This window comes from Archangium sp., assembly GCF_057119385.1.
Map to the genome: position 1 here is coordinate 21,962 of NZ_DBNGVP010000160.1, position 22,885 is coordinate 44,846.

The following is a 22,885-nucleotide window of genomic DNA, read 5'->3' on the forward strand; positions in this document are numbered from 1 at the left end:
CACTGTGCGCGACGCCTCGAGCCCTCCCCTCCACCCCGCTCCTCCCGCTCCCTGCTTCGAAAATGAAGCAGCGTGCCTCGCCGCCCCACGGCCCGGCAACCCCCTTCGCCTCCTCTCCCCCTCTGGACCCAAGAGCACTTTCTTGATTTCTCTGGAATTCCCACAGGGCTTCAGAATTGACGCGGAAGCACATCAAAGATGACGGTCACCCAGGACACCCCCACCCTCCCGCGCAGCGAACGTAAACCCCTGTACGTGCAGGTGGTCACCCAGCCCGCGCTCCAGGGGTGCTGGGCCGTCAACATCAGTGAGACGGGCATCGGGTTGATCGCCACCCCGAGCGGGCCGGCCGAGGGCCCTCGCGAGGGCCAGGAGCTGGACATGGCCTTCACGCTGCCCGAGTCGCGCGCGCGCATCCGCGTGCGCGGCGTGGTGCGCTGGAGGCACGACCCGGAGGATCAGGACGACGGCGCGGTGACGGCCCTGGGCGTGAGCTTCCACGGCTTCGAGGGCTCGGATGGGGTGACGCTCAAGCGCTACCTGCTCAACCACCAGCTCTACGTGGCCGCCGTGTACGCCGAGGAGACGGAGCTGCGCGGCCTGCGCGAGGCGCTCGAGAGCCACGTGCGGCTGCGCTTCGTCCCCACCCCCGAGGACCTGGATACGCTGCTGGGCCGCGGTGACATCAGCGCGCTGCTCGTGTGCGGACGCGACGAGGCCCGCGCCATCGCCCTCGTGGAGCGGCTGGCCTCCCGCCGCGCCGAGGCGGACCCCACCGGCGCCGGGCCCGCCAGCGATTTGTCCCCCCGCATCCTCTACTGCGCTCCCGCGGTGCCCTCGCGGCTGGTGGAGCTGTTCAACCAGGGGAAGATATTCAGGGCGCTCGTGCCCCCCTTCGAGCCCGTGGAGCTCCGGCAGGCCGTGCTCCAGGCCAGCCGGGAGCTGGGCCTGCGCACCGAGCAGCGGCGCGCGGCGCTCGAGCTGGAGCGCAACCTGCTGCGCGAGCGCGCCCGCGAGGCCCCCCGCCTCTCCCCCGGCGCCGACGTCACCGAGGAGCCCGGCTTCCGCAGCCCCGTCATGCGCCAGGTGATGGACATGGTGCGCGTGGCCGCTCCCCACCGCGTCGCCGTGCTCCTGCAGGGCGAGACGGGCACCGGCAAGGAGGTGCTCGCCCGCGTCATCCACCGGCTCAGCGGCCGCAGCAACCAGCCCCTCGTCGTGCAGGACTGCGGCGCCCTCACCGAGACGCTCCTGGAGAGCGAGCTCTTCGGCCACGTGAAGGGCGCCTTCACCGGCGCCGTCGCCGACCACCCCGGCCTCTTCGTGCTCGCCGACGGCGGCACCATCTTCCTGGACGAAATCGAGAACACCACCCCCAACCTCCAGTCCAAGCTGCTGCGCGTGCTGGAGAGCGGCGACGTGCGCCCCGTCGGTGGCACGCAAATCCGCCGGGTGGACGTGCGCATCATCGCCGCCAGCAACAGGGACCTCGCCGAGGAGGTGCGCGCCGGACGCTTCCGCAGCGATCTCTTCTACCGCCTCAACAGCTTCACCATCGACCTGCCCCCGCTGCGCGAGCGCCCCGAGGACATCCTCGACCTGGCGCGCTACTTCCTCGGCCACTTCAACCGCACCCTGCGGCGCTCGGCCAGCGGACTGTCCGGCGAGGCCGAGCAGCTCCTCCTCTCGGCGAAGTGGCCGGGCAACGTGCGCGAGCTGCGCAACTGCATCGAGCGCGCCGTGCTGCTCTCCGGCGACGAGGAGCTCATCACCCGGCGCCACCTGCCCCCCGCCCTCCTCCACCACGCGGAGAGCGCCTCCCGCCAGATGGTGCGCGTGAGCGGCGCGGGCTCGCTGCGCGACAGGTTGGAGCAGCTGGAGAAGGAGATCATCCGCGAGGCCCTCGAGCGCCACGGGGGCGTGGTCCGCCGCGCCGCCGCCGCGCTCGAGATGGACCCCGTGACGCTCGGCCGCCGCGTCCGGCGCCACGGGCTGCTCGACAAGGAGCAGTGAGGCAGGGCGCGGTGACGGCCAGGGGAAGGGGGCGAGCGGAAGGCGCCGCCGTCCCGGGTGGCCGGCTCCCGAGCGGCGCCGCACCTTGAGGGGACAAGGACACCTGGCTCTCGGGTTGTCCCCGAGAACGGCCAAGGAGCGGCCATGGTTCCCAGCCACGAGGCTTCAGGAGACAGGTCCGGAGACCAGTCCAGTTGGGGCTCGCCCTCCCAGCGACTCCTGACTCCTCCCGGCCCTCCGAGCGAGGACACGCCCTCCTCCACGGACTCCCTGGAATCGGACTTCGGGGACTCGTTCCTCGAGCAGGTGGCCGCCATCTCCACCCAGCAGGTGCGCAGCGCCCCCCTCTTCCTCGCGCCCGGGACCCGGCTGGGCGGCGAGGACGGCCAGCGCTTCGAAATCCTCACCGAGCTGGGCACCGGCGCCATGGGCCAGGTGTTCCGCGCGAAGGATCTCCTCCTGGAGCGCACCACCGCCATCAAGTTCCTGCTCCAGCACGAGCAGATTCCCCGCCAGCGGCTCGACGGCCTGTTCCTCACCGAGGCGCGCGCCACCGCCCGGTTGGACCACGAGAACATCGTCCGCATCTTCGACGTCGGCACCTGGAAGGGCATCCCCTACCTGGTCATCGAGTACCTGCGCGGCCGCTCCCTCCACGCGCTGATGAGGCAGGAGCGCCTCGAGCCCCTGCGCGCCGTCCAACTCCTGGAGCAGATCGCCGCGGGCCTCACCCACGCGCACCAGCAGGGCATCATCCACAGGGACCTCAAGCCCAGCAACGTCTTCGTCCTGGAGAACGGGCGGGTGAAGCTGCTGGACTTCGGGCTCGCGTACCTCATCGCGGGAGCCACCCCCGCGCATCTCCAGGCCGGCTCGCCCGCGTACATGGCGCCCGAGCAGTGGCGCGGAGAGCCGCAGGACGGGCGCACCGACCTCTGGGCCGCGGGCGTCATCCTCTTCGAGATGCTCACGGGCGAGCTGCCCTACCAGGCGAGCCAGCCGAAGGGCCTGCGCGCGCAGGTGACCTCGAAGGAGCCCGTCCCCCCCGCCCGCGCCCGCGCCCCCGAGCTGCGCGAGGAGCTGGACCAGGTGCTCCAACGCGCGCTGCAGAAGGACCCGGACCTGCGCTTCCAGAGCGCCGAGGAGCTCCGCCAGGCCCTGCGCGCCGTGGAGCCCCTCCTCGCCCAGCCTCCCCCTCCGCCCCCGCGCCGGCCCGGCGCCGCGGCCAGCACGGACGCCGCCATCCAGCGCCGGCAGGTGACGCTCCTGTCCGCGCGCCTGGGCAGCCTGGACGACCTCCCGCGCTCGCTCACCCCGGATGACCTGAGCGAGGTGCTGGAGGTGTTCCACCACTGCTGCATCCTCGAGACCGGACAGTGGGGCGGCACCCTCATCACCTCCATCAACGACCAGCTGCTCGTCTGCTTCGGCTGCCGCGCGGCGAGGGAGGACGACGCGGAACGCGCCGTGCGCGCGGCGGAGCACCTGCTGGACGCGATGAAGGAGCAGCTCCACCACCTCGGCCAGTCCGAGCGTCTGCTGCCCCAGCTCGGCCTCCACACCGGCCCCGTCACCCTCGACTACCTGGCCGTCCAGGCCCAGTCCGGAGGGCCCACCCTCCAGGGCGAGGCCCCCACCATCGCCAGCGCGCTCGCCTCGCGCGCCCGGCCCGGCACCGTCCTCCTCAGCGAGCAGACGCACCGCCTGGTCCGGGGCATCTTCGCCACCGAGTCCCTCGGCCCCCAGCCCCTCCAGGGCAGCCGGCGCGAGCTGGACGTCCACCGCGTCCTCAGCGATCGCGAGGTGACGAGCCGCTTCGAGCGGGCCTCCCACCAGGGACTCACCCCGCTCATCGGAAGGACGGAGGAGCTCGCGTTCCTGCTCGAGCTGTGGAACCGGGCCCGGAGCGGCCAGGGGCAGTTGCTGTTGCTCTCGGGCGAGGCGGGCATGGGCAAGTCCCGCGTGGTCCAGGCCCTCCGCGAGCGCCTCGCCGGCGAGTCCCATACCCACCTGACGTGCCAGTGCTGGCCCCAGTTCAAGGACAGCGCCTTCTACCCCGTCCTCGAGGTCATCCGCCGCGCCATGCGGCTGGAGCGCGAGCGCACTCCCGAGGCGAAGCTGGCGCGGCTGGAGCAGATGCTCACGGCCCTGGAGCTGGAGGTGCCCCACGCCCTGCCCCTGCTGGCCCCGCTGCTCTCCGTCCCCCTGCTCGAGCCGTACACGCCCCCCGCGCTGTCTCCCCGGCGGTTGAAGGAGGAGCTGCTGCAGGTGCTCGCCGAGCTGCTCCTGCGGCTCACCCGGCATGACCCCGTCCTGCTCGTGGTGGAAGACATCCATTGGGTGGACCCCTCCACCCTCCAGCTGCTCGCCCTGCTCCAGGAGCGCATCCCCTCCACCCGCACCCTGCTGGTGCTCACCGCCCGCCCTGAGTTCCGCTCTCCCCTCGCGCCCCGCCCCTGGTCCCATCACCTCACGCTGGAGCGGCTGTCCCCCGAGCACACCGGAGAGCTGGTGCGGAAGGTGGCGAGCCAGGAGCCGCTCTCCCGCGAGACGATCGACCAGCTCGTGGCCCGGACGGACGGCGTCCCGCTCTTCGTGGAGGAGCTGACGCGGATGATGCTCGAGGTGTGCCCCACCCGGCAGGGCGTCCCCGAGCGGGGCCTCGAGCAGTGGCTCGTCCCCATCACCCTGCAGGCGCTGCTCGCCGCGCGGCTCGACCGGCTCCCCCCGGAACCGAGACAACTGGCGCAGGTGGCCGCCGTGCTCGGCCGCAGCTTCACCCCCGCCGTGCTCGCGGCCGTCAGTGGTTGGGAGCCTCCCGCCCTGCAACAGGCCCTGGCCACGCTGCTCGCCTCGGGCCTGTTGCACAAGCAGGGCCCCGGCCCCGAGCTGCAGTACCAGTTCCGCCACGCCCTCATCCGCGACGCGGCCTACCAGTCGCTCCCGCGCAGCCAGCTGCGGCAGTACCACCGGCGCGTGGCCGAGGTCCTCGCGAAGCTCTTCCCGGAGACGGCGCAGGGCAACCCCGAGCTGCTCGCCTACCACCAGGCGGCGGCCGGACAGTACGAGCAGGCCATCCACTCCTGGGCCCGGGCCGGGACACTCGCCAGCCAGCGCTCCAGCAACCAGGAGGCGGTGGGCCACTTCCAGGCCGCGCTGCGGCTGGTGAAGTACCTGAGGGATCCGGCGCAGCAGCGGCGCGAGGAGCTGCACCTGCAGATCGGCCTGGGCAACAACCTGGTGGCCACGCGGGGCTATGGGACGCCCGAGGTGGAGCGCGCGTACAGCCGGGCCCACGCGCTGTGCACCACGATGGGAGACACGCCCCAGCTCTCTCCGGCCCTGCACGGCCTGTGGCTGTATTACTTCGCCCGCGCCCGCTTCCCGAAGTCCCACCAGCTCGCGGAGCAGCTGCTGGGCCTGGGGCGGAAGAACCCGGAGGCGGTGGACGTGCTCATCCTCGGCCACCGGATGATGGGCACCACGCTGTTCGCCATCGGCGAGCCCGCGGCCGCGCTGGAGCACTTCGAGCAGACGCTCGCGCGGTATGACCCCGTCCGGCATCGCTCGCTGGCGCTCGTGCACGGCGTGGACCCGGCCGTGGCCGCGATGTCGTACGTGTCGTGGATCCACTGGTACCTCGGCTTCGCGGACCAGGCGTGGCGCGACCACCAGGCGGCCCTGCGGATGGCGAAGGAGGTGGCCCACCCGCACACCTCGGCCGTCACCTACTGCTACGCCAGCAGCTTCCACCAGTTCCGGCGAGAGAGCGCCGACGCGCTGAGGTGCGCGGAGAAGGCACTGGCGTTCGCCCGGGAGCACCACTTCCCGCTCTGGGAGACGTGGGCCACCCTCATCAAGGGCTGGGCCCTGGTGGCCCAGGGCGTCGCGGAGAAGGGGCTGCCCCTGCTGCGCGCGGGCATCGAGGGCTGGCGCGCCTCGGGCTCCGAGGCGGGCATGGCCACCCACCTCACCCTGCTGGCCGAGGCGACCATGCTGGCCGGACAGTACGAGGACGCCCAGCGCGTGCTGGAGGAGGCCTTCACCCTGCAGGAGCGCTACGGCGAGCGCTGCGGCGAGGTGACGCTCCACCGCGTGCGGGCGGAGCTGCTGCTGGCACGAGGCGCCGCTCCGGAGCAGGCGCTCGCCAGCTTCCACCAGTCCATCGCCGTGGCCCGGCAGCAGGGCGCCCGCGCGCTGGAACTCCAGACGACGCTCGGCCTGTGCCGGTTGCTGCTGCGGCTGGGGGAGCGCAAGCAGGCGCGCGGCACGCTGGACGCGGTGCTGAGCGGCTTCACCGAGGGCTGGGAGACCCCGGACCAGCGGGAGGCCCGGGAGTTGTCCGCCCGGTTGGGATGAACCCGGGCGCGAGTGGGCACGCCGTGAGGGCACGCACACATTGCGGGCATGACCCGACCCCGGTGGGATGCGCCAGGAGAGACGCCAGCCGTGCCCCGGCCCACGGCCGCCTGGCCCCGCGCCCGGCTCGTCCCGCGCGTCCTCTCCGGGTTGCTCCTCGCCTATGTGCTGATGAAGGCGCTCAGCGCCGCGGGGGCGTGGCTGCTCTGGGAGGCACTCGCCATCACCCCCACGCCGCTCCCCGCGAAGCACACCGCCCTCTTCCTGACGAGCTTCCTGCTCGTCTTCACCCCGCTGCTGTACCTCTCCGCCTGCGCGCTGGCGCGGCGCCTGCTCCACCCCCGCGTGGACACGCTCGTCCTCTACATGGGCACCACCTGCTTCTGCGCGACACTCGGCGAGGTGGGCACGGACACCCTCTGCGTGACGCTGCTGAAGCGGCCCCTCTGGCTCTACCACGTCTGGCCGGTGAACCACGGCTACGCCTCGGCCGCCGGGCTCTTCACCTGGCCCCTCTATGGGGGCTTCGTCTACCTGCTGCACCAGGCCCTGCGCACCAACCCCCGGCTGCGCTGCTTCGACCGGGACGGCACCAAGGTGCTGCTGCTCGCCGTGAACGCCATGCTGCTGGAGATCTTCGTCAACGTCTTCTCGCTCGGCCTCTTCGAGTCCTTCTTCTTCTTCTATTTCCGAGAGGACCTGGGGCACTTCTCCACGGGGGAGATCTTCCTCCCCTACGTGGTGCTCGGCTCCGCGGGCCTGAAGCTGCTGGCCTTCCTGGAGCGCAGGCGGCATCGCCTGGCCATCGGGCTGGCGCTTCAGGCCCTCGGCATCCTATGCGTGCTGCTCATGCCGTAGCCAACGTGTCCCCGGACCGCGGTGCCCGCTCCCAGCCCTGGACGCCCCAGGTCTGCCGCAGATGATCCGGCAGGCGGAAGGGCACGCGGTTCTTCCCGCGGCCCGCCCAGGCGATGCCCTCCATCAGCTTGCGCCCGAGCAGCACGCACAGCTCCTCGGTGAAGAGGCTGTGCTCGTCCATCTCGTCCATGACCCACCCCAGGCCCACCAACGGCCCCATGAGCAGGGTGCTCTTCAGGTCGTGCTTGCGTGGCACTCCGGCGGCGCTCGCCGTGGAGGCACCCAGCAGGTGATAGATGAGCACCTCCCCCAGGTCATCGAAGAGGTTGCCGGGCGTGACATGGTCCAGCAACGACAGCAGGGCCTGCGTCATCTCCGCGCCCTCCCTGCTCCACTGGAACTGGCGCCGGGCGATTTCATCGAAGAGGCGCTCGCCCTCCTCGTAGCGCTCGGGCAGCAGCTCGCCCTGGATGCCCATGATGTGACCCACCACGCGCCAGGCGTGGTAGTAGGCCTGCGTCTCGAGCGGCGACGGGGTGTACCCCAGCTTGGGAAGCGCGCGCAGGGTGACGACGGAGAAGGCCAGCATGGTGGCCGCCATGTCCTCCTGGTTGATGGGCTGGCCCAACGCCGGGTCCCACTTCCCCTCCTGGGCGATGAGATGGCGCACGGCGGCATGCATGAGGCGCACCTTCTGCGCGGTGCGGATGCCACGCCCGCCCGGCGCGAGTCCCGCCGGATTGCCGGGCCCCAGGTCCGGAGCCATGACATCCACCACCATCTGCGCCGTCTCCAGGATGCGGCGCGTGAGGTTCGTGGGAAGGCCCGTGCCCCGCCGCACGTCGCGGGAGAGCCACGCGCGCAGTCTCATGGACAGCCGCTGGGAGAGCGGAAGCTTCATGAGCAGGTTCGAGGCCAGCACGTCCCGGACGCGCGTGTCGCGCCCACGCCCCATCTTCCCGGTGAGATGGAGGACCTTCACCCCCTTGCGGGCCGCATAGCAGGACGGCAGCGAGGCGCAGAAGAGCGCGATGAGCATCTGGGGAGCGCAGCGGTTGAAGAAGCGCTGGCCCTCGGCGAGGAGGGACGGCTGCGTCCAGTCGGGCAAGGCCCGCGTGTCGTCGAGGAAGTGGCGAAGTGACGGGTGTAGCTGCTCGGGCGCCGGCTGCTCATTGAGGATGAGCTGCGTCATCAACTCGTTGGCCAGCGTCACCTCGCGCTCGCTCAGGCTCCGGACCGCCTCGTCGGCCTCCGGGTCGCACTCGGTGCGCTTGGTGTCCAGGAATGCATCCGTCCACCGCTCTTCCATCATCCGCATCTGAACCGCCCCTGACATTCTTCTCAGGAGGGCACCCCCATGGTGTCCTCATAGGGTCCGACGGAAATCGGCCATTTGTGACACCGGGCCGTCACGGGCCGAGACCCTGGATGAGGGGGGAGCGGTAGCCCGCTCCGGGCGCTACTCCAGCACGCAGCCGTCCCGCTCGCTGACGAAGCGAGCCTTCTCGCCCCACAGCAGCGCGGCGGCCGTCTGCACGCTGCGCTCCTCGTAGTCCACCGTCACCGTGGCCACCGCCGGGCTCGCCGCCGTCCAGCGCCGGCAGTAGTCCTCGCTCATCCGCATCACGAAGACGCAGGAGCAGAAGTCCTTCGCCGTGTACGAGGTGACGAGCTGCAAGTCATTGTTGTCATAGGGACGCTGCACCGTGTCGCCCCTCCCGCAGGAGAGGGCCACGGCACACGCGAGCACCATCAGCGCACGGCTCCCGCTCATGGCAGCTCCTCCACCACCGCGAGGGCCAGCTTCAGGAAGGTGTCCAACGAGAACGAGCCGTCCCGGTCATCCGCCGTCCGCACCACGATGAGCTCCTGGGAAGGAATGATGGAGATGGACTGGCCCCAGTGCCCTCGCGCGGCGTAGGCGCCCTCGGGCACGCTGGGGAAGGGCAGCTCCGTCTGCACGTTGGGGATGGGCCGGTTGAGCCACCACTGCCAGCCCTGCACGTCGTCCCGGCCCCGCTCGTAGGACTTGCGCTGGATGGGCTCGGACACCGCCGTCGACCTCGCCACCCAGTCCTCGGGGAGGATCTGCTCTCCCGCCCAGCACCCGTTGCGCAGGTAGAAGTAGCCGAACTTCGCCAGGTCCCTCGGCGTGGCGTGCAGGTACGAGGAGCCCACCACCACGCCCTTGCCATCCCGCTCCCACGTGGCGCTCTTCATCCCCAGCTTGTCGAGCAGCAACACCCACGGCCAGTCCCTGCCCAGCTCGGGCTTCAACGCCGCGTCCAGCACCCCGGCCAGCAGCGTCGCGTCGCCCGAGGAGTAGCGCCACGAGGTGCCCGGCGGGTCACTGCGCTCGTGCGCGGTGATGAAGGACACCATGTCCCGGCGGCCCTCTCCGTACAGCATCGCCAGCACCGAGGACGTCTGGTACGTGCCACCGTTCTCGTAGTCCTCCCGCCAGTCCAGCCCCGAGGCGAACTCCATCAGGTTGCGCACCGTGATGGCGCAGTTGTCCTGCCTCGACGCCTTCACGTGCTCGCAGATGGAGTCGTCCAGGCTCAGCGCGCCCCGCTTCACCGCGATGCCCACCAGCGCGCTGGTGACGCTCTTCGACATGGACCAGGCCAGGTGCCGCTTGCTCGCGTCGAAGCCGCGGCCGTAGCGCTCGTACACCACCCGGCCCTTGTGGATGACGACGACGCCATCCGTGCGCACGCCCTTGCGCTCCTTGTCCTCCCCCTGGAGCGTGAAGGCGTAGTCCTCCAACGCCTGGATTTGGGCCGCCCTCGCCGCCGCGACTTCCGCGCGGGCATCGGGCCATTCCTCCGTGGGCCAGGGGGTGGGGGGAGTGGGGCAGTCGGCGGCACGGGCCGGCGAAACGAGCGCCAGGGCCGAAGCCAGAAACAGGGGGGACATTCCGCGAAGTCGACGCATGGGAGGACCGTTCAGAAGGTGTAGCGCAGCAGGGGAACCACCAGGGCCCGCGAGGCGGTCGCCTCCACCACGGAGCGCGGACGCTCGGGGACTCGCGACAGCGTGGGCGGCGGCACCGGCGCCGTCGCGCGCATCGTCAGCGTCACCGCCGTGGGCAACACCAGCGCCTCCACCAACGTGAAGAGCGCCGCGTCCCCCAGGTCATCCACCGTCGCCCCGAGCAGCACCGCCCCCGTCACCGCCAGTGCGTGCACCCCGAGCGCCACCCACACCGCCGGTTGGAAACGCACGCTGCCCGGCTGCAACGCATTGCCCACCAGCCACTGCGCCCCCGTCACCGCCAGCGGCGGCACCACCAGCAGCAACACCATCGCCGGAGCCGCCGCCCCCACCAGGTTCGACGACAGCGAGCCCACCCACGCGCTCAGCGCCAACGTCGCCGGCACCGCCACCACCGCCGCCCCCGCCCCCGTGCCCAGCTCCAGCGCCATCCACTTCGCCGGGTGCTCCGTCATCATCCCCGCCGGCAACAGCCGCGCCGACTCCGGCGCCGCCCGTGACGTCATCGGCACCATCCACAGCACCAGGGCCAGCACCAGCGCCAGGCCAGGACTCACGCCGCGCCGGGCCCACCGCTCATCCGCTCGCAAGGGAGACATGGGCTCCTGTCATATCATCGACACGCGCCCGCCGTGCCCCCCACCCGGGGGGCTTTCCGCCGCCCTCGCCTTCGTGCCACCGTGCACGCCACGGCGAGCACGCGTGCCCGACTCCAAGCACATCCTCCAACGCTGGCATCCCCTCGGACGGCTGGGACTGTTCTCCCTGGTGTATTCCGCCAGCACCGCCCTGGGCATGCGGCTCAACGCCTCGGACGAGCACTTCTCCACCCTCTGGCCCCCCAGTGGCGTGCTGCTCGCCGCGCTGCTGCTCTCCCGCTTCCGCGACTGGCCCGCCCTCCTGCTCGCCGCCGTCCTCCTCAAGCCCCTCACCTCCTTCCCCGGGCACCTGCCCCACCTGGGCGGCTTCCTCCTGTCCACCGGCAGTGCCCTCGAGTCGCTCGCCGGCGCCTTCCTGCTGCGCCGCTACGCCGGCTTCCGCCCCTCCCTCGAGCGCGTGCGCGACGTCCTCTTGCTGGTGGGGCTCGGCGCCCTGCTGAGCACCCTGCTCGGCGCCACCTCCGGCGTCACCCTCATGGCCCTCCGGGGCCAAATCCCCTGGCGGGAGTGGGGCGGCCAGTGGCGCATCTTCTGGGTGGGAGATGCCATGGGCGTGCTGCTGGTGGCCCCCGCGCTGCTCTCCTGGTCCACCCGCGGCCTCGAGGGCTGGGGCCGCGCCCGCCCGCTGGAGCTCGCCGCGCTGCTCGGGGTGCTCGTGCTGGCCGTGGACCTCGTCTTCCACCTGGGCCCCGACAACACCAGCGTCTACCACCCCGTCAGCTACCTCGCCTTCCCCTTCATCCTCTGGGCCGCGCTGCGCTTCGAGGTCCGCGGCACCTCGGCGGCCATGGTGGCCCTCACCGCCGTGGCCCTCCAGCACACGCTCGAGGGCAATGGCCCCTTCGCCGCCGGGCCCCCGGGCAGCACCAGCACCGCGCGCCTCGTCTTCCTCCAGTCCTTCCTCGCCGCCGTGGGCGTGTCCGGGCTGCTGCTGGCCGCCGCGCTCGGCGAGCGCCGCCTCGCCCAGGAGAAGGCCACCCTCCTCAACCGCGAGCTGCGCCAGTCCCTGCACGCGCTCGCCACCGCCCAGCAGGAGCTCGTCCGCCGCGAGCGCATGGCCGCCCTCGGCGAGCTGTCCGCCAGCGTCGCCCACGAGGTGCGCAACCCCCTGGGGGTCATCGCCAACTCGGTGGCCGCCCTCTCGCGCCTGGTGGGGCCCGAGCAGGGCACCTCCCGGGAGCTGCTCGGCGTCATGGGCGAGGAGGTGGCCCGGTTGGACCACCTCATCAACGGGCTGCTGGACTTCGCCCGCCCCCAGGTGCCCCGCCTGCGGCCACAGCCCATCGGCCCCGTGGTGGACGGCGCCCTGGAGGCCGCCTCGCGCGCCCAGCCACAGGCCGGGCACGTCCGGGTGACGCGCGAGGAGGAGCCCGCCCTGCCCGACGCCCCGCTGGACGCGCAGCTGCTCCACCTGGCGCTCAGCAACCTCTTCACCAACGCCCTGCAGGCCATGCCCCAGGGCGGCACCCTGCACGTCCGGCTCGGCTCCGTCCCGGCGCGCGGCGGCGTGCCCCTGGCCCGCGTCTCCATCACCGACTCGGGCCCGGGCATCCCTCCCGAGGTCATGGCCCGGCTCTTCGAGCCCTTCTACACCACCAAGGCCTCGGGCACCGGCCTCGGGCTCGCCATCGTGCGGCGCATCGTCGAGGCCCACCAGGGCTCCGTCGAGGTGCACTCCACCCCGGGCCAGGGGACGACCTTCATCGTCCTCCTGCCCCTGGCGCAGGCCTCCCGCTCGGCCGCCTGAGCTCCCGCGTCAGAACGGGATGCCGCCGTCGTCGTCCCCGCCACCGCCGCTGTAGTCATCATCCCCGTGCGGAGGCGGCTCGTCTCCTCCACCGCCCTCGCCACCCCGCTGCCGGGCGATCTCCGCCTCGATGGACGCCAGCAGCTGCCGCTCCCGGTCGTGCCAGCGCGACTTGCTCGGGTCGTTCAGCGAGCGCCTCGCGCCATTGGCGTAGTACTCGAGGTCTCCCATGCTCGCGCCCCGGATGGGCGCGCCCTTGCTGCGGCCGTAGTTGGGGAACACCTCGCCCGCGCCGCCTCCCCCGCCGCCGCCGCCACCACCGCCGCCGCCCGAGGACGCACGCCTCGGCGCCGCCGCCGCGTCCGGCGTCGCGCCAATGCTCATCTCTCCCAGCTTCAGCGAGAAACCGTCCCCATTGCGGAACGCCGTCCCCACCCGCACCTGCTCCACGCGCCCGTCCGGGCGCTTCACTGCCACCGTCACCGGATAACCCTGATCGCTCATCCCCGCCGGAAATCACTCCCGCCCCACGGTGTCAACGACTCCGCGAGGCAGCAATGCTCCGGCCAACCCGCCCGCGGAGCGGGCAGGCACCAGGGGACTGGGGGAGCGTTCACGGGTGGAACCTGGGGTCCCGGGCCGCGGCTCAGCGCAGCTCGACGCGCTCCTTGCCGCCCTTCTTGCGCACCCAGGCCTTCGGCTTCGGCGGTGCCGCCGGCTCCGGCCTCTGGGGCGCCGCCTCCGCCAGCGCCTTCGACGCCGCACGGCCCCTCGGCAACACCACGTCCGGCACCGACTGCGGCGCGGCGTCGTCCACCCACTTGTCCGGCCGCCGGTTCGACTTCACCAGCAACCGCAGCTTCTGGTAGTGCGCCGAGCAGTACCCCTTCGAGCGCGACGGCCTCTTGCACCCGATGACCGCGCAGCGCTTGCCCTCCTCCGTCCGCGCCGCCGGAGGACGGCCCCGGCGCGCCGGCACGGCCTCGGCCTGCTGCGCTCCCCGCGCCGCCGGCACCACCGCGCCCCGGCCCCTCGGGCCACCCGGCGCCGACATGCCCGGCAACGCCAGCTGCAACGACTGCATCCGCTTCGTCAATGGCGCCAGACGCTGGACGATGTCCACCAGCTCATCCACCACCGCCAGCCGCTCATCCATTCGCGTGATGGCCTTGTGCATGGGAGCCAGCCGCCCCCTCAGCTCCGCCTGGACCATCTCCCGCAACGGTTTTTCGATCGACATGCGCGCACCATATGCCACTCAGTGGCCCCTACCGCCAGTCCCTCGGACCCCCGCTCTGTCGACCCGGCCACGTCCCACCCCCTCCGTCCACCTCCGCGCATCCCATGCCGAATGCTGCGGCGCTCCCGCCCCGCTTGGGGCATGGTGCACCGTCCGCGGGCACGAGGACTCCCAGACATGACCCACGATTCGACTGATTGGCTTTGCATCAATACCCTCCGCACCCTCGCCATGGATGCGGTGGAACAGGCCCACTCGGGCCACCCGGGCGCGCCCATGGCGCTGGCGCCCGTGGCCTACCAGCTGTGGCAGCAGGAGCTGCGCTACGACCCGACCCAGCCCATCTGGCCCAACCGCGACCGGTTCGTGCTCTCCAACGGGCACGCCTCCATGCTCCTCTACGCCCTGCTCCACCTGACGGGCGTGCGCCGCGTCACCTCGGACTACACCGTCGAGGACCAGGTGGCCATCTCGTTGGAGGACATCAAGAAGTTCCGCCAGCTGGACAGCTCCACCCCCGGCCACCCCGAGTACCGCTGGACGAGCGGCGTGGAGACCACCACCGGCCCCCTGGGCCAGGGCGTGGCCAACAGCGTGGGCATGGCCATCGCCAGCCGCTGGCTCGCCGGGTACTTCAACCGCCCCGGCTTCGAGCTCTTCGACTACGACGTCTATGCCCTGTGCGGTGACGGAGACCTGATGGAGGGCGTGGCCAGCGAGGCGGCCTCGCTCGCCGGGCACCTGAAGCTGCCCAACCTGTGCTGGGTGTACGACAGCAACCGCATCAGCATCGACGGCAGCACGGACCTGGCCTTCACCGAGGACGTGGGCAAGCGCTTCGAGGCCTATGGCTGGCGCGTGCTCCACGTGGCCGACGCCAACGACCTGGACGCGCTCTCGCAGGCCTTCCGCACCTTCAAGCAGGACCGCGGCCTGCCCACCCTCATCATCGTCACCACGCAGATTGGATATGGCGCGCCCAGGAAGCAGGGCAGCGCGTCCGCCCACGGCGAGCCCCTGGGCGCGGAGGAGATCAAGGGCGCCAAGCGCAAGTACGGGTGGCCCGAGGACGCGCAGTTCCTCGTGCCCGAGGGCGTGCGCGAGCGCTTCGCCGAGCGGATGGGGAAGCGCAGCCGCGAGCTGCGCACGGAGTGGGAGGCGAGGTTCGCCGAGTACCAGAAGAAGCACCCGGAGCTGGCGGAGCACCTCACGCGGATGCAGAAGCGCGAGCTGCCCGAGGGCTGGGACAAGGAGCTGCCGGTGTTCCCGGCGGACGCCAAGGGCGTGGCCACGCGCGAGTCGAGCGGCAAGGTGCTCGGCGCGCTGGCGAAGAACTACCCGTGGATGGTGGGCGGCTCGGCGGACCTGAATCCGTCCACGAAGACGTACCTGTCGTTCTCGGGCGCGATGAAGCCGGGGGACCAGACGGGGCGCAACATCCACTTCGGCGTGCGCGAGCATGCCATGGGCTCCATCATCAACGGCCTGGCGCTGAGCAAGGTGCGCCCGTACAGCGCCACCTTCCTCATCTTCAGCGAGTACGAGCGGCCGCCCATCCGGCTGTCGGCCATCATGGAGCTGCCGGCCATCCACATCTTCACGCATGACTCGATTGGCCTGGGCGAGGACGGCCCGACGCACCAGCCGGTGGAGCAGCTGCCCAGCCTGCGCTCGATTCCGGGGCTCATCGTGCTGCGCCCGGCGGACGCCAACGAGGTGACGGAGGCGTGGCGGGTGATTGCGCCGCTGAAGCACCAGCCGGTGGTGCTGGTGCTCACGCGCCAGGCGGTGCCCACGCTGGACCGGACGAAGTACGCGCCGGCCTCGGGCGTGGCCAAGGGGGCCTACGTGCTGTCGGACAGCAAGGGCACGCCGGACGTCATCCTGATTGGCACGGGCAGCGAGGTGTCGCTGTGCCTGCAGGCGCAGGAGCAGCTGGAGGGCCAGGGCGTGAAGGCGCGGGTGGTGAGCATGCCCTCGTGGGAGCTGTTCGAGCAGCAGGACGAGGCGTACCGGGAGCAGGTGCTGCCCTCGTCGGTGCACGCGCGCGTGGCGGTGGAGAAGGCGTCCACGTTCGGCTGGGAGCGCTTCGTGGGCCTGCGCGGCGCGGTGGTGGGCATGCGCAGCTTCGGGGCCTCGGCGCCGCTCAAGGCCCTGCAGCAGAAGTTCGGCTTCACCGTGGACAACGTGGTGAAGGTGGCCCGCGAGGTGATGGAGCAGGCGAAGAAGTAGCCACCGTGCAGAGCCCCCTCTCCCCCTGGGAGAGGGTGGGGGTGAGGGTCTTCCCCGGTCCGCCCGAGCAGGTGGACGGGGAGGGCCCGGCCCGAGCAGAAGGAGAGCCATGGGATTCACGCTGGAGGTCGAGAACTACCGCGCACTCCGGAAGGTGCGCTGGAGCCCCTCGGGGGTCTGCGCCATCACGGGACCCAACGGCTCGGGCAAGACGACCTTGCTGTCGGTCATCGAGTTCCTGCGGCATTTCCTCCAGCGAGGTAATCAAGCCGCTGTCGAGTTCTCGGGCGGAACCGCGAGCATCAGGAACCAGCATGCCGGAATCACCGACGCGATCCGGTTCACGCTGCTCCAGCAGAATTGCTTTTGGATGGTTCAGGCATACCTCACACCTCCTTCTCTCGAAATCTCAGAGGGTGTTTGGCTTGACCAGCAGCAGCTCGCCAATCGTGACATCTTTTCGAGCACGGCGTCTGTCCTGGAACGCAAGTTGATCATCTCGGGAGATTCCGTCTTCTCACATGCAATGAGCCTGCTTCCCACCGAGCAGAGGGAAGCACTCAAGGGGCTGCACGAGCTCGCATCGAACTTCCGGCTGTACCAGAACCTCCAATCCGGCACGCTGCGTACCGTAGGCTCCCCCTCCACGGCGGACCTATACCTCCACACAGACGGACGCAATGCGTTCTCGGTGCTGCGCAACTGGAAGGCCGGCCGTAAGGAGCACGAAGAGCGCTGGCGCTTCGTCCGCGATGGGCTGGAGGAGTGCTTCCCAGAGCTCTTCGAGGACATCGAGTTCCTCTCGGCCGGACAGACCGTCACCGTCCGGTTCTTCTTCAAGGGGTTACAAGAGCCCATTGATGCCTACTCGGCACCCCATGGCCTGCTCATCACGCTGCTCCACCTGTGTGCCATTGCCTCCACGCCGGACGGTGGCGCCGCGGCTATAGACGAGCCGGAGAACGGCCTGCACCCGTACGCCATCCGGACGTTGATGGACCTGGCGAGGGCCCGCGCCTCGGCGAAGGATCTGACCCTCCTCCTCGCGACGCACTCGCCGGTGGTTCTCAACACCTTCAACACCGAGCCGGAGCGCGTCTACATCATGGAGCCCGGCCACGACGTGCTCCCCATCGCGCTGAGCGAGCACAGCAATCCGGAGTGGCTCGCGCACTTCTCGCTGGGGGACCTCTACAGCGACCAGACCTTCGGCGCCCAGAGGCGGCCCCCCAAGTGACGGTCCGGGTTCAGCTCATCGTCACGGGAGAGCTCGAACGCCTGGGTCTGCACCTCTCCCTCCGGAAGCTCTTCGCCCCGACCGGCGCGGACGTCGAGTTCCTCGAGCCACAGAAGACCCAGGACTTCACCTCCAATCGAGTCGGGGCACTGCTGCCCCCGGAACTGGCCGCCAAATCACTCGCGGCGAAGCTCGCGGGCGCGCTGGTGCTCGGGGTGTATCCGGGCCGGGGCGGCACGATGCAGGCGGACCACGTCATCGCGGTGGACGACCTGGAGCTGGTCAACGCGGACCAGCCCGGGCACGTCCTGGAGTACTTCCGCCACGCGGTGAGGGCGCACGTCGACCGGACGTTCCCATCCGCCACCACCCGCGAACGGGTGTACCAGTCACTGGCCGAGCGCGGCTCGTTCCACCTGCTCACCCCGATGGTGGAGACCTACTTCTTCGGCGAGACCGCCGCGCTCCAGCGGGCCAAGGCCCACCAGGCACCCAATCGCTTCGACACGGCTCGCGCTCTCGAGGACTTCGAGGTGGATGATGCGGCTTATCTGGCCGCCACGGTGCCAGGGAAGTCCGAGCCCCGGCACCGGCACCCGAAGAACTATGTCCGGTACCTCTGCGACCCCACGGGACAGCGGCGCGCCTACCGCGAGACGCACGAGGGACTCGATGCCCTCCAGGTCCTCGACTGGACGGCGGTCCTCCAGCAGGAGGCACACGCGGCGTTCGCACGAGCGCTCATCGACGACATCGCCGATGCGCTGAATGTCCCATCGCCGTGTCCGGGCGCATGCGCTTCTCTGACTGTGCGAAAGGGAGACGGCCTGCTGCGCAACATCTGAGGGCATGCCGCCATGAGGCTGGCCGTCACGGACTCAGTCGCAGGGAGCGCCTCGCCTCCCACTCCGAGCGCAACAGGCCCCACACCTGCTGGTCCTTGCGCTGGCCGTCGATGAAGAAGTGCTCGCGCATCACGCCCTCCAGCGTGAAGCCGAGCTTCCTCGCCAGGGCCTGGGACGCGAGGTTGTCCGCCGCGGTGGTGAGCCACACCCGGTGCAGGAAGGGCCACGCGAAGAGCCGCTCCAGCACCATCCCCACCGCCCGCGTGCCAATGCCCCGGCCGTGGTACGCGCTGGAGAGCATGTAGCCAATCTCGATGCGCCCCTGGAAGCGCGACAGCTCCCGCGCGGCCACCGTGCCGATGATGCGCCCCTCGAGTTCCACCATCCACCGGAAGCCCGTGGCCTTCGGGTCCGACAAGTCAGAGGTGGATTCCTGGAGGCGCTTGAGCAGCGACTCGCGCGTGGCGGGCTCCATCGGCACGAGCTTGCGTGACACGGGCTCGTCCCGCAGGGCCATCCAGAGGTCCACGTGCTCGGGCAGGGCGGGAACCAGGCGCAGGTCCGGAGTCGTCATGGCGCGCCACTGTAACGCCTGCCCTCCAGGAAGCCGTGTCCCCTGCACGCCCCACCCGGACCCACGCGCGTAACCCCCTGGGAAAAGGGCTTCTCTTTTTCCCAGGGCACCGCCCGAGCCCAGCGGCCCGCCGGGCAAGCCCTCGCTGCACGAACCGCGGACGCGCCTCAGCTTCCCGACCGCAATCGAAACACCCAAAGGGAGGGAAGACACATGACGAAGACGAAGCTTCTGCTGGCGGGGCTCCTGGCTGGTGCGGTGGCGGTGGGGACCGGGTGCAAGACGGACAAGGGCAGCACCAATACGGGGACCGGCACGGATACGAGCACCCTGTCGACGGATGCCGGCACGGGTGGCGCGGGCGTGGACACCATGGACCGCGGCCGCGAGCAGATGGAGCCGCTGCCCCAGGAGGGCACGCGCGAGATGGAGCCCGGCGTGCACGATGACATCCCCGCCGAGCCGGGCACGGGTGGCACGGGCCTCGAGCCGGAGCCCATGGACCGCACGAATGACACCCTCGGCGGCGAGACGAGCGACGAGCCGCTCGGTCCGGGCGCTCCGGCCAATCAGCCCGTGCCCGATGAGGACATGAACGACACCGAGCGCACCACCGATCCCATGAAGTGACAGCTCGGGCGCGGTCTGAGCGGCAGAGGGAGTAGCGACGTCGTGTCGCTACTCCCCCGCCGTCATCTTCCAATTGCTGGCGCGGCGAGTAAGGCCTGTGCGCGGCGGAAGAAGGCTTCGAGCAGTGCCCGCTGGAAGGGGCTCAGGACCTCAGTCATGCACGAGCCCTTGCTGACGCCAACGTGACAGGAGGAACTCCCAGAAGGCGAGCCGGCGCCCGAGGTGTCGCCGGAGTTGGGGCCAGCACCGGAGCACTTCTTCGAGAGAGACCCATGCCCACACGTCCGTGTCCCGCGCCTCGCGGAGGATGATGCCCATCAAGCGCACGCGCTCCGGCTCGGACACCGTGCGCAACCGCTCGCGCAGCTCGCGCACGGTCATCGGATCGTCCCAGAGGAAATAGGGAACGGCGTTCTCATCCTGGAAGTCGGTGTCGAGGCGGGTCATGGTCGTCTGCCCTGACCAGAAGTGTAGGCACCGACGGCGCAAGTCACCAGCGCCGACCTCGGCCATGAACGCGAGGCGCGCCTCACGGCCCCGCGGGCGCGGCGGTACGGGAGCTAGTACTTGACCCGGACCACCTTGCTCAGCTTGCACAGACCCGTGGAGTTGTCGACGCCCGAGAGGACGACACCCGAGGTCGGGTTGAGGGCCTGGACCATCTCGGGCTTGTTGTTGTCGAGGTTGATGCCCATGTAGACGCCCACGTGCGTGATGTTGCTCTCGCTGCAGTTGGGGCTGAAGAAGATCAGATCGCCCGCGCGCTTCTCCCACTCGCCCACGAGGCTGCCCCAGACGCCGCCGCTCTGGTCACGCGCATGGTTGAAGATGCCCTGCGCGCTCGTGCGAAACACGTTGAACCCCGCGTTCCTGTAGACGTAGTAGGCGAGGCCGGAGCAATCGAAGGTGTCCGGGCCCTGGGTGCCGAGCACATAACCGTCGCAGATCTGATCCCGGGCGAGCGTGGTCGCCGTCTTCACCTGCGTATAGACGGGCTGCTGCCAGGGATAGTTCGTCGGGCGGAAGCAGGCCGCCTGGGAGTACTCGGACAGCTCCTCACCGCCGGGGGCGCCGACCATCTCCTCGGGGCCACAGCCCGTGGAGGCGACGGCGAACAGCATGGACGTGGCGCAGAAGACAGGCTTGATGCGTGCGAACATGTTCTGGATTCCTCTTGTGAGTGTGGGTGCGTCTGGACGCGCAACGGGTGTGCCCGTCAGCGGGAGTTCCCGATTGAACCCGCTTTCCGTTGCTCGTTTCCCCATGGACGAAATCCACTGGCCGCCGTCCCACGAGTTCACGAAATCGTGACACATCACCTGGACGGAGCCGGCACGGCCCCCTGGAGCGGGGCATGCCGCCGCCAGATTTCCCGCGCCTCCTCGACGCTCACGGCGCGGAACCGCACGGCCGCTCCCGGACGGCGCGCGGCCAGAGCACCCCAATCGGCGCGGATGACCACGGCGAGCACCGGGTACCCACCCGTCGTGGGATGGTCCGGCCCGAGCACGATGATCTCCCCCGAGGCGGGCACCTGGAGCGCCCCACGCACCATGGGCCCCGAGAGCCCCGAGCCCTCATCGGCCTGGGACAGCGCCGGGCCCCGCAGCCGCATGCCCACGCGGTCGCTCGTGGGGGACACGGTGAAGGAGCCCTCCAGCAACACCTCCATCGCGTCCGCGCCGAAGCGCCCCAGGTCCGGCCCGAGCACCACGCGCACCTCGGACTCCAGCGACAGCTCCAGGCCCGGCGCCTCGCGCGTGCCGCCTCCCGCCCCGAGCGGCAGCACATCCCCGCGCTTCAACACCCGGCCCTCGAGTCCCCCCAACCGGGCCACCGGCAGCGTGCCCCGGCCCCCGAGCACCTCGGGCACATCCATCCCGCCCTCGACGGCGGCGTAGCGCACCACACCCGCCTCGGGGGCCGGCACGGTGAACTGTCCCCCCGCTTCCACCCGGAACGCCCGGCCATCCACCGACACCCACGCAGCACGCCCGTGCAGCCGCAGCTCCACGCGCCCGTAACACTCCAGCGCCGCCGCGCTCCACACGTTGCCCACCGAGCGGTTCGCCACCGCCAGCCACTCGGGCACCAGCGCGCCTCCCGGTGGCACGCCCTGGTGCATGAGGCCCACGCGGCCCCCGTCCTGCACCATCACCAGCCCACCGGTGCCGAGCACCTCCAGCCACGCGTCCATTCAGTCCACCCGCTCGAAGAGGACCCGGTCCCCCAGGTGCAACAGCGCACCGGAGCCGGGCTGGAAGGCCGTGAAGTCCACGGCGGTGCCGAGCAGGTTCCACCCGCCCGGCGAGGCGAACGGGTAGATGCCCGTGCGGCGCCCGGCGAGCCCCACCGAGAACGCCGGCACACGGGGCCTCGGCGTGACCAGGCGGGGAACGGCGATGCGCCCATCCACCTCGCCCAGGTAGGCGAAGCCGGGGAGGAAGCCCATGGTGCGCACCGTGTACTCGCGCGAGGCGTGCAGCAGCGCCACGTCGTCCACCGAGAGGCCCACGCGCTCGGCCACCGCATCCAGGTCCGGTCCGTCGTAGCGCACGCGCACGGTGACGAGCGGTGGCTCCTCCAACACCGCCGGCGTCACCACCAGCCGGCCCAGCACGCGCCGGGGATCCTCGGGAGGCGCCGCCGGGTCGAAATACACGCACGCATGCTCCTCGCCCACCACGACGTCCACCACCCCGGGCTCGGCCTTCAAGGACTCCAGCACCGCGCGCCGCTCCAGCCGCGTGGGGAGCACGAGCCGCAGCGCGCCCTCACCGAGCGATTCGGTGCGCAGGGACAGCACGTCCAGCACGGCGCGCACCTCGCGGGCCATGTCCACCGCGCCCGGCGAGTCCCCGTGCACGCACAGCGTGTCCACCGTCCCCCCGAGCGCCAGCCGCAGCGCGTTCTCCCGGGCCACCGCGGGGTCGCTCAGCACCGCGCCCGGCTGCCCTCGGGGAATGAGGGAACCATCGGGCCGGGTGCCGCGGTCCGCGAAGCCTTCGCGCGCGTAGGAGAGCCCCGCGGCCCGGGCGGCCTCGCGCAGCGCGCCGGAGCCCGGTCCGAAGAAGGTGATGCCGGGACCGAGCGCCTCGACGACCCCCTCCACGACGGCGCGGGCGAGCGCGGGGTCGCGGTTGGCGGCGTGGTACAGGGCGCCATGGGGCTTGGCGTAGCGCACGGGCACGCCGACTTCCGAGGCCAGGGCGAACAACCGGGCGCACTGGGCGGTCACCTGGGCGCGCAGCACCTCGGGGGCCACCTGGAGCTCCTGCCGGCCGAAGTTCGCACGGTCCTCGAAGGACGGGTGCGCCCCGGCGCGAGTCCCATGGCGAGCACAGGCCTCCAGGGCCCGGCGCATGGACTGCGCGTCACCCGCGTGCCCGCCACAGGCGATGTTGGCCACCTGCGCGGACGCGTAGAGCCGCTCGTCTTCTTCGGGCAGTTCGCCCAGATCGATGTTGAGGAGACACTCCGCCATGGCTGCCGCC

The 22,885-nt window shown here is 71.0% G+C and carries 19 protein-coding genes; 8 read left to right on the forward strand and 11 right to left on the reverse strand.

The annotated features are described in order from the left end of the window. Positions 1-198 precede the first annotated feature (198 nt). The 3 genes from AC16DP_RS38835 (at position 199) to AC16DP_RS38845 (ending at position 7,230) form a co-directional block, all read left to right on the forward strand. Complete coding sequence (locus tag AC16DP_RS38835) at positions 199-2,013, forward strand: sigma 54-interacting transcriptional regulator (RefSeq protein WP_329733523.1); 1,815 nt, start codon at positions 199-201, stop codon at positions 2,011-2,013. Between the two features lie 144 nt (positions 2,014-2,157). Then, positions 2,158-6,372, forward strand: a complete 4,215-nt coding sequence (locus AC16DP_RS38840) for a TOMM system kinase/cyclase fusion protein (RefSeq protein WP_329733522.1) — start codon at positions 2,158-2,160, stop codon at positions 6,370-6,372. A 90-nt stretch (positions 6,373-6,462) separates the two neighbouring features. Continuing rightward, positions 6,463-7,230 (forward strand): hypothetical protein, encoded by a 768-nt coding sequence (locus AC16DP_RS38845; protein WP_329733521.1) that lies wholly within the window; start codon positions 6,463-6,465, stop codon positions 7,228-7,230. Here AC16DP_RS38845 and AC16DP_RS38850 read toward each other — a convergent pair. From AC16DP_RS38850 to AC16DP_RS38865, 4 genes are all read right to left on the reverse strand, one after another. After that, positions 7,220-8,548 (reverse strand): oxygenase MpaB family protein, encoded by a 1,329-nt coding sequence (locus AC16DP_RS38850; protein WP_329733520.1) that lies wholly within the window; start codon positions 8,546-8,548, stop codon positions 7,220-7,222. The genes AC16DP_RS38845 and AC16DP_RS38850 overlap by 11 nt on opposite strands. A 141-nt stretch (positions 8,549-8,689) precedes the next feature. After that, positions 8,690-9,004, reverse strand: coding sequence for a hypothetical protein (locus AC16DP_RS38855; RefSeq protein ID WP_329733519.1), 315 nt, complete (start codon positions 9,002-9,004; stop codon positions 8,690-8,692). Next, positions 9,001-10,149 (reverse strand): serine hydrolase domain-containing protein, encoded by a 1,149-nt coding sequence (locus AC16DP_RS38860; RefSeq protein ID WP_329733518.1) that lies wholly within the window; start codon positions 10,147-10,149, stop codon positions 9,001-9,003. Before AC16DP_RS38860 ends, AC16DP_RS38855 begins: the two co-directional genes overlap by 4 nt. 29 nt (positions 10,150-10,178) lie before the next feature. Next, on the reverse strand, positions 10,179-10,826 hold the full coding sequence (locus AC16DP_RS38865; RefSeq protein WP_329733517.1) for a hypothetical protein: 648 nt from the start codon (positions 10,824-10,826) through the stop codon (positions 10,179-10,181). A gap of 103 nt (positions 10,827-10,929) precedes the next feature. Here AC16DP_RS38865 and AC16DP_RS38870 point away from each other — a divergent pair, with 103 nt between their 5' ends. Beyond that, complete coding sequence (locus tag AC16DP_RS38870) at positions 10,930-12,633, forward strand: MASE1 domain-containing protein (RefSeq protein WP_329733516.1); 1,704 nt, start codon at positions 10,930-10,932, stop codon at positions 12,631-12,633. A gap of 9 nt (positions 12,634-12,642) precedes the next feature. Here AC16DP_RS38870 and AC16DP_RS38875 read toward each other — a convergent pair whose 3' ends face one another. Beyond that, a complete protein-coding gene (locus AC16DP_RS38875; protein ID WP_329733515.1) occupies positions 12,643-13,137 on the reverse strand; it encodes a hypothetical protein in 495 nt (164 codons plus the stop codon). A gap of 142 nt (positions 13,138-13,279) precedes the next feature. Further along, positions 13,280-13,873 (reverse strand): hypothetical protein, encoded by a 594-nt coding sequence (locus tag AC16DP_RS38880; RefSeq protein WP_329733514.1) that lies wholly within the window; start codon positions 13,871-13,873, stop codon positions 13,280-13,282. 177 nt (positions 13,874-14,050) lie between these two features. Here AC16DP_RS38880 and tkt point away from each other — a divergent pair, with 177 nt between their 5' ends. The 3 genes from tkt to AC16DP_RS38895 all read left to right on the forward strand — a co-directional run bounded on the left by tkt (position 14,051) and on the right by AC16DP_RS38895 (position 18,187). Beyond that, positions 14,051-16,105, forward strand: a complete 2,055-nt coding sequence (tkt, locus tag AC16DP_RS38885) for a transketolase (protein ID WP_329733513.1) — start codon at positions 14,051-14,053, stop codon at positions 16,103-16,105. Between the two features lie 109 nt (positions 16,106-16,214). Then, entirely contained in the window at positions 16,215-17,342 is a 1,128-nt protein-coding gene (locus AC16DP_RS38890; RefSeq protein WP_329733512.1) for an AAA family ATPase, read from the forward strand. Beyond that, the gene (locus tag AC16DP_RS38895) at positions 17,339-18,187 is read left to right on the forward strand and encodes a hypothetical protein (protein ID WP_329733511.1); all 849 of its coding nucleotides are present in this window, start codon (positions 17,339-17,341) and stop codon (positions 18,185-18,187) included. Before AC16DP_RS38890 ends, AC16DP_RS38895 begins: the two co-directional genes overlap by 4 nt. 25 nt (positions 18,188-18,212) lie before the next feature. Here the strand turns inward: AC16DP_RS38895 and AC16DP_RS38900 are convergent, their stop codons facing one another. Further along, entirely contained in the window at positions 18,213-18,761 is a 549-nt protein-coding gene (locus AC16DP_RS38900) for a GNAT family N-acetyltransferase (RefSeq protein ID WP_329733510.1), read from the reverse strand. Between the two features lie 213 nt (positions 18,762-18,974). Between AC16DP_RS38900 and AC16DP_RS38905 the strand changes: the two genes are divergently transcribed. After that, positions 18,975-19,391 (forward strand): hypothetical protein, encoded by a 417-nt coding sequence (locus tag AC16DP_RS38905; RefSeq protein ID WP_329733509.1) that lies wholly within the window; start codon positions 18,975-18,977, stop codon positions 19,389-19,391. A 150-nt stretch (positions 19,392-19,541) separates the two neighbouring features. On the opposite strand, the gene AC16DP_RS38910 is transcribed toward AC16DP_RS38905, so the two are convergent. The 4 genes from AC16DP_RS38910 to AC16DP_RS38925 all read right to left on the reverse strand — a co-directional run bounded on the left by AC16DP_RS38910 (position 19,542) and on the right by AC16DP_RS38925 (position 22,875). Beyond that, positions 19,542-19,838 (reverse strand): hypothetical protein, encoded by a 297-nt coding sequence (locus tag AC16DP_RS38910; protein ID WP_329733508.1) that lies wholly within the window; start codon positions 19,836-19,838, stop codon positions 19,542-19,544. A gap of 113 nt (positions 19,839-19,951) precedes the next feature. Continuing rightward, a complete protein-coding gene (locus AC16DP_RS38915) occupies positions 19,952-20,551 on the reverse strand; it encodes a C40 family peptidase (protein ID WP_329733507.1) in 600 nt (199 codons plus the stop codon). Positions 20,552-20,706: 155 nt separating this feature from the next. After that, entirely contained in the window at positions 20,707-21,588 is an 882-nt protein-coding gene (locus tag AC16DP_RS38920; RefSeq protein WP_329733506.1) for a 5-oxoprolinase subunit C family protein, read from the reverse strand. Further along, entirely contained in the window at positions 21,589-22,875 is a 1,287-nt protein-coding gene (locus AC16DP_RS38925) for a LamB/YcsF family protein (RefSeq protein ID WP_329733505.1), read from the reverse strand. It abuts the gene before it with no gap. Between the last annotated feature and the right edge of the window lie 10 nt (positions 22,876-22,885).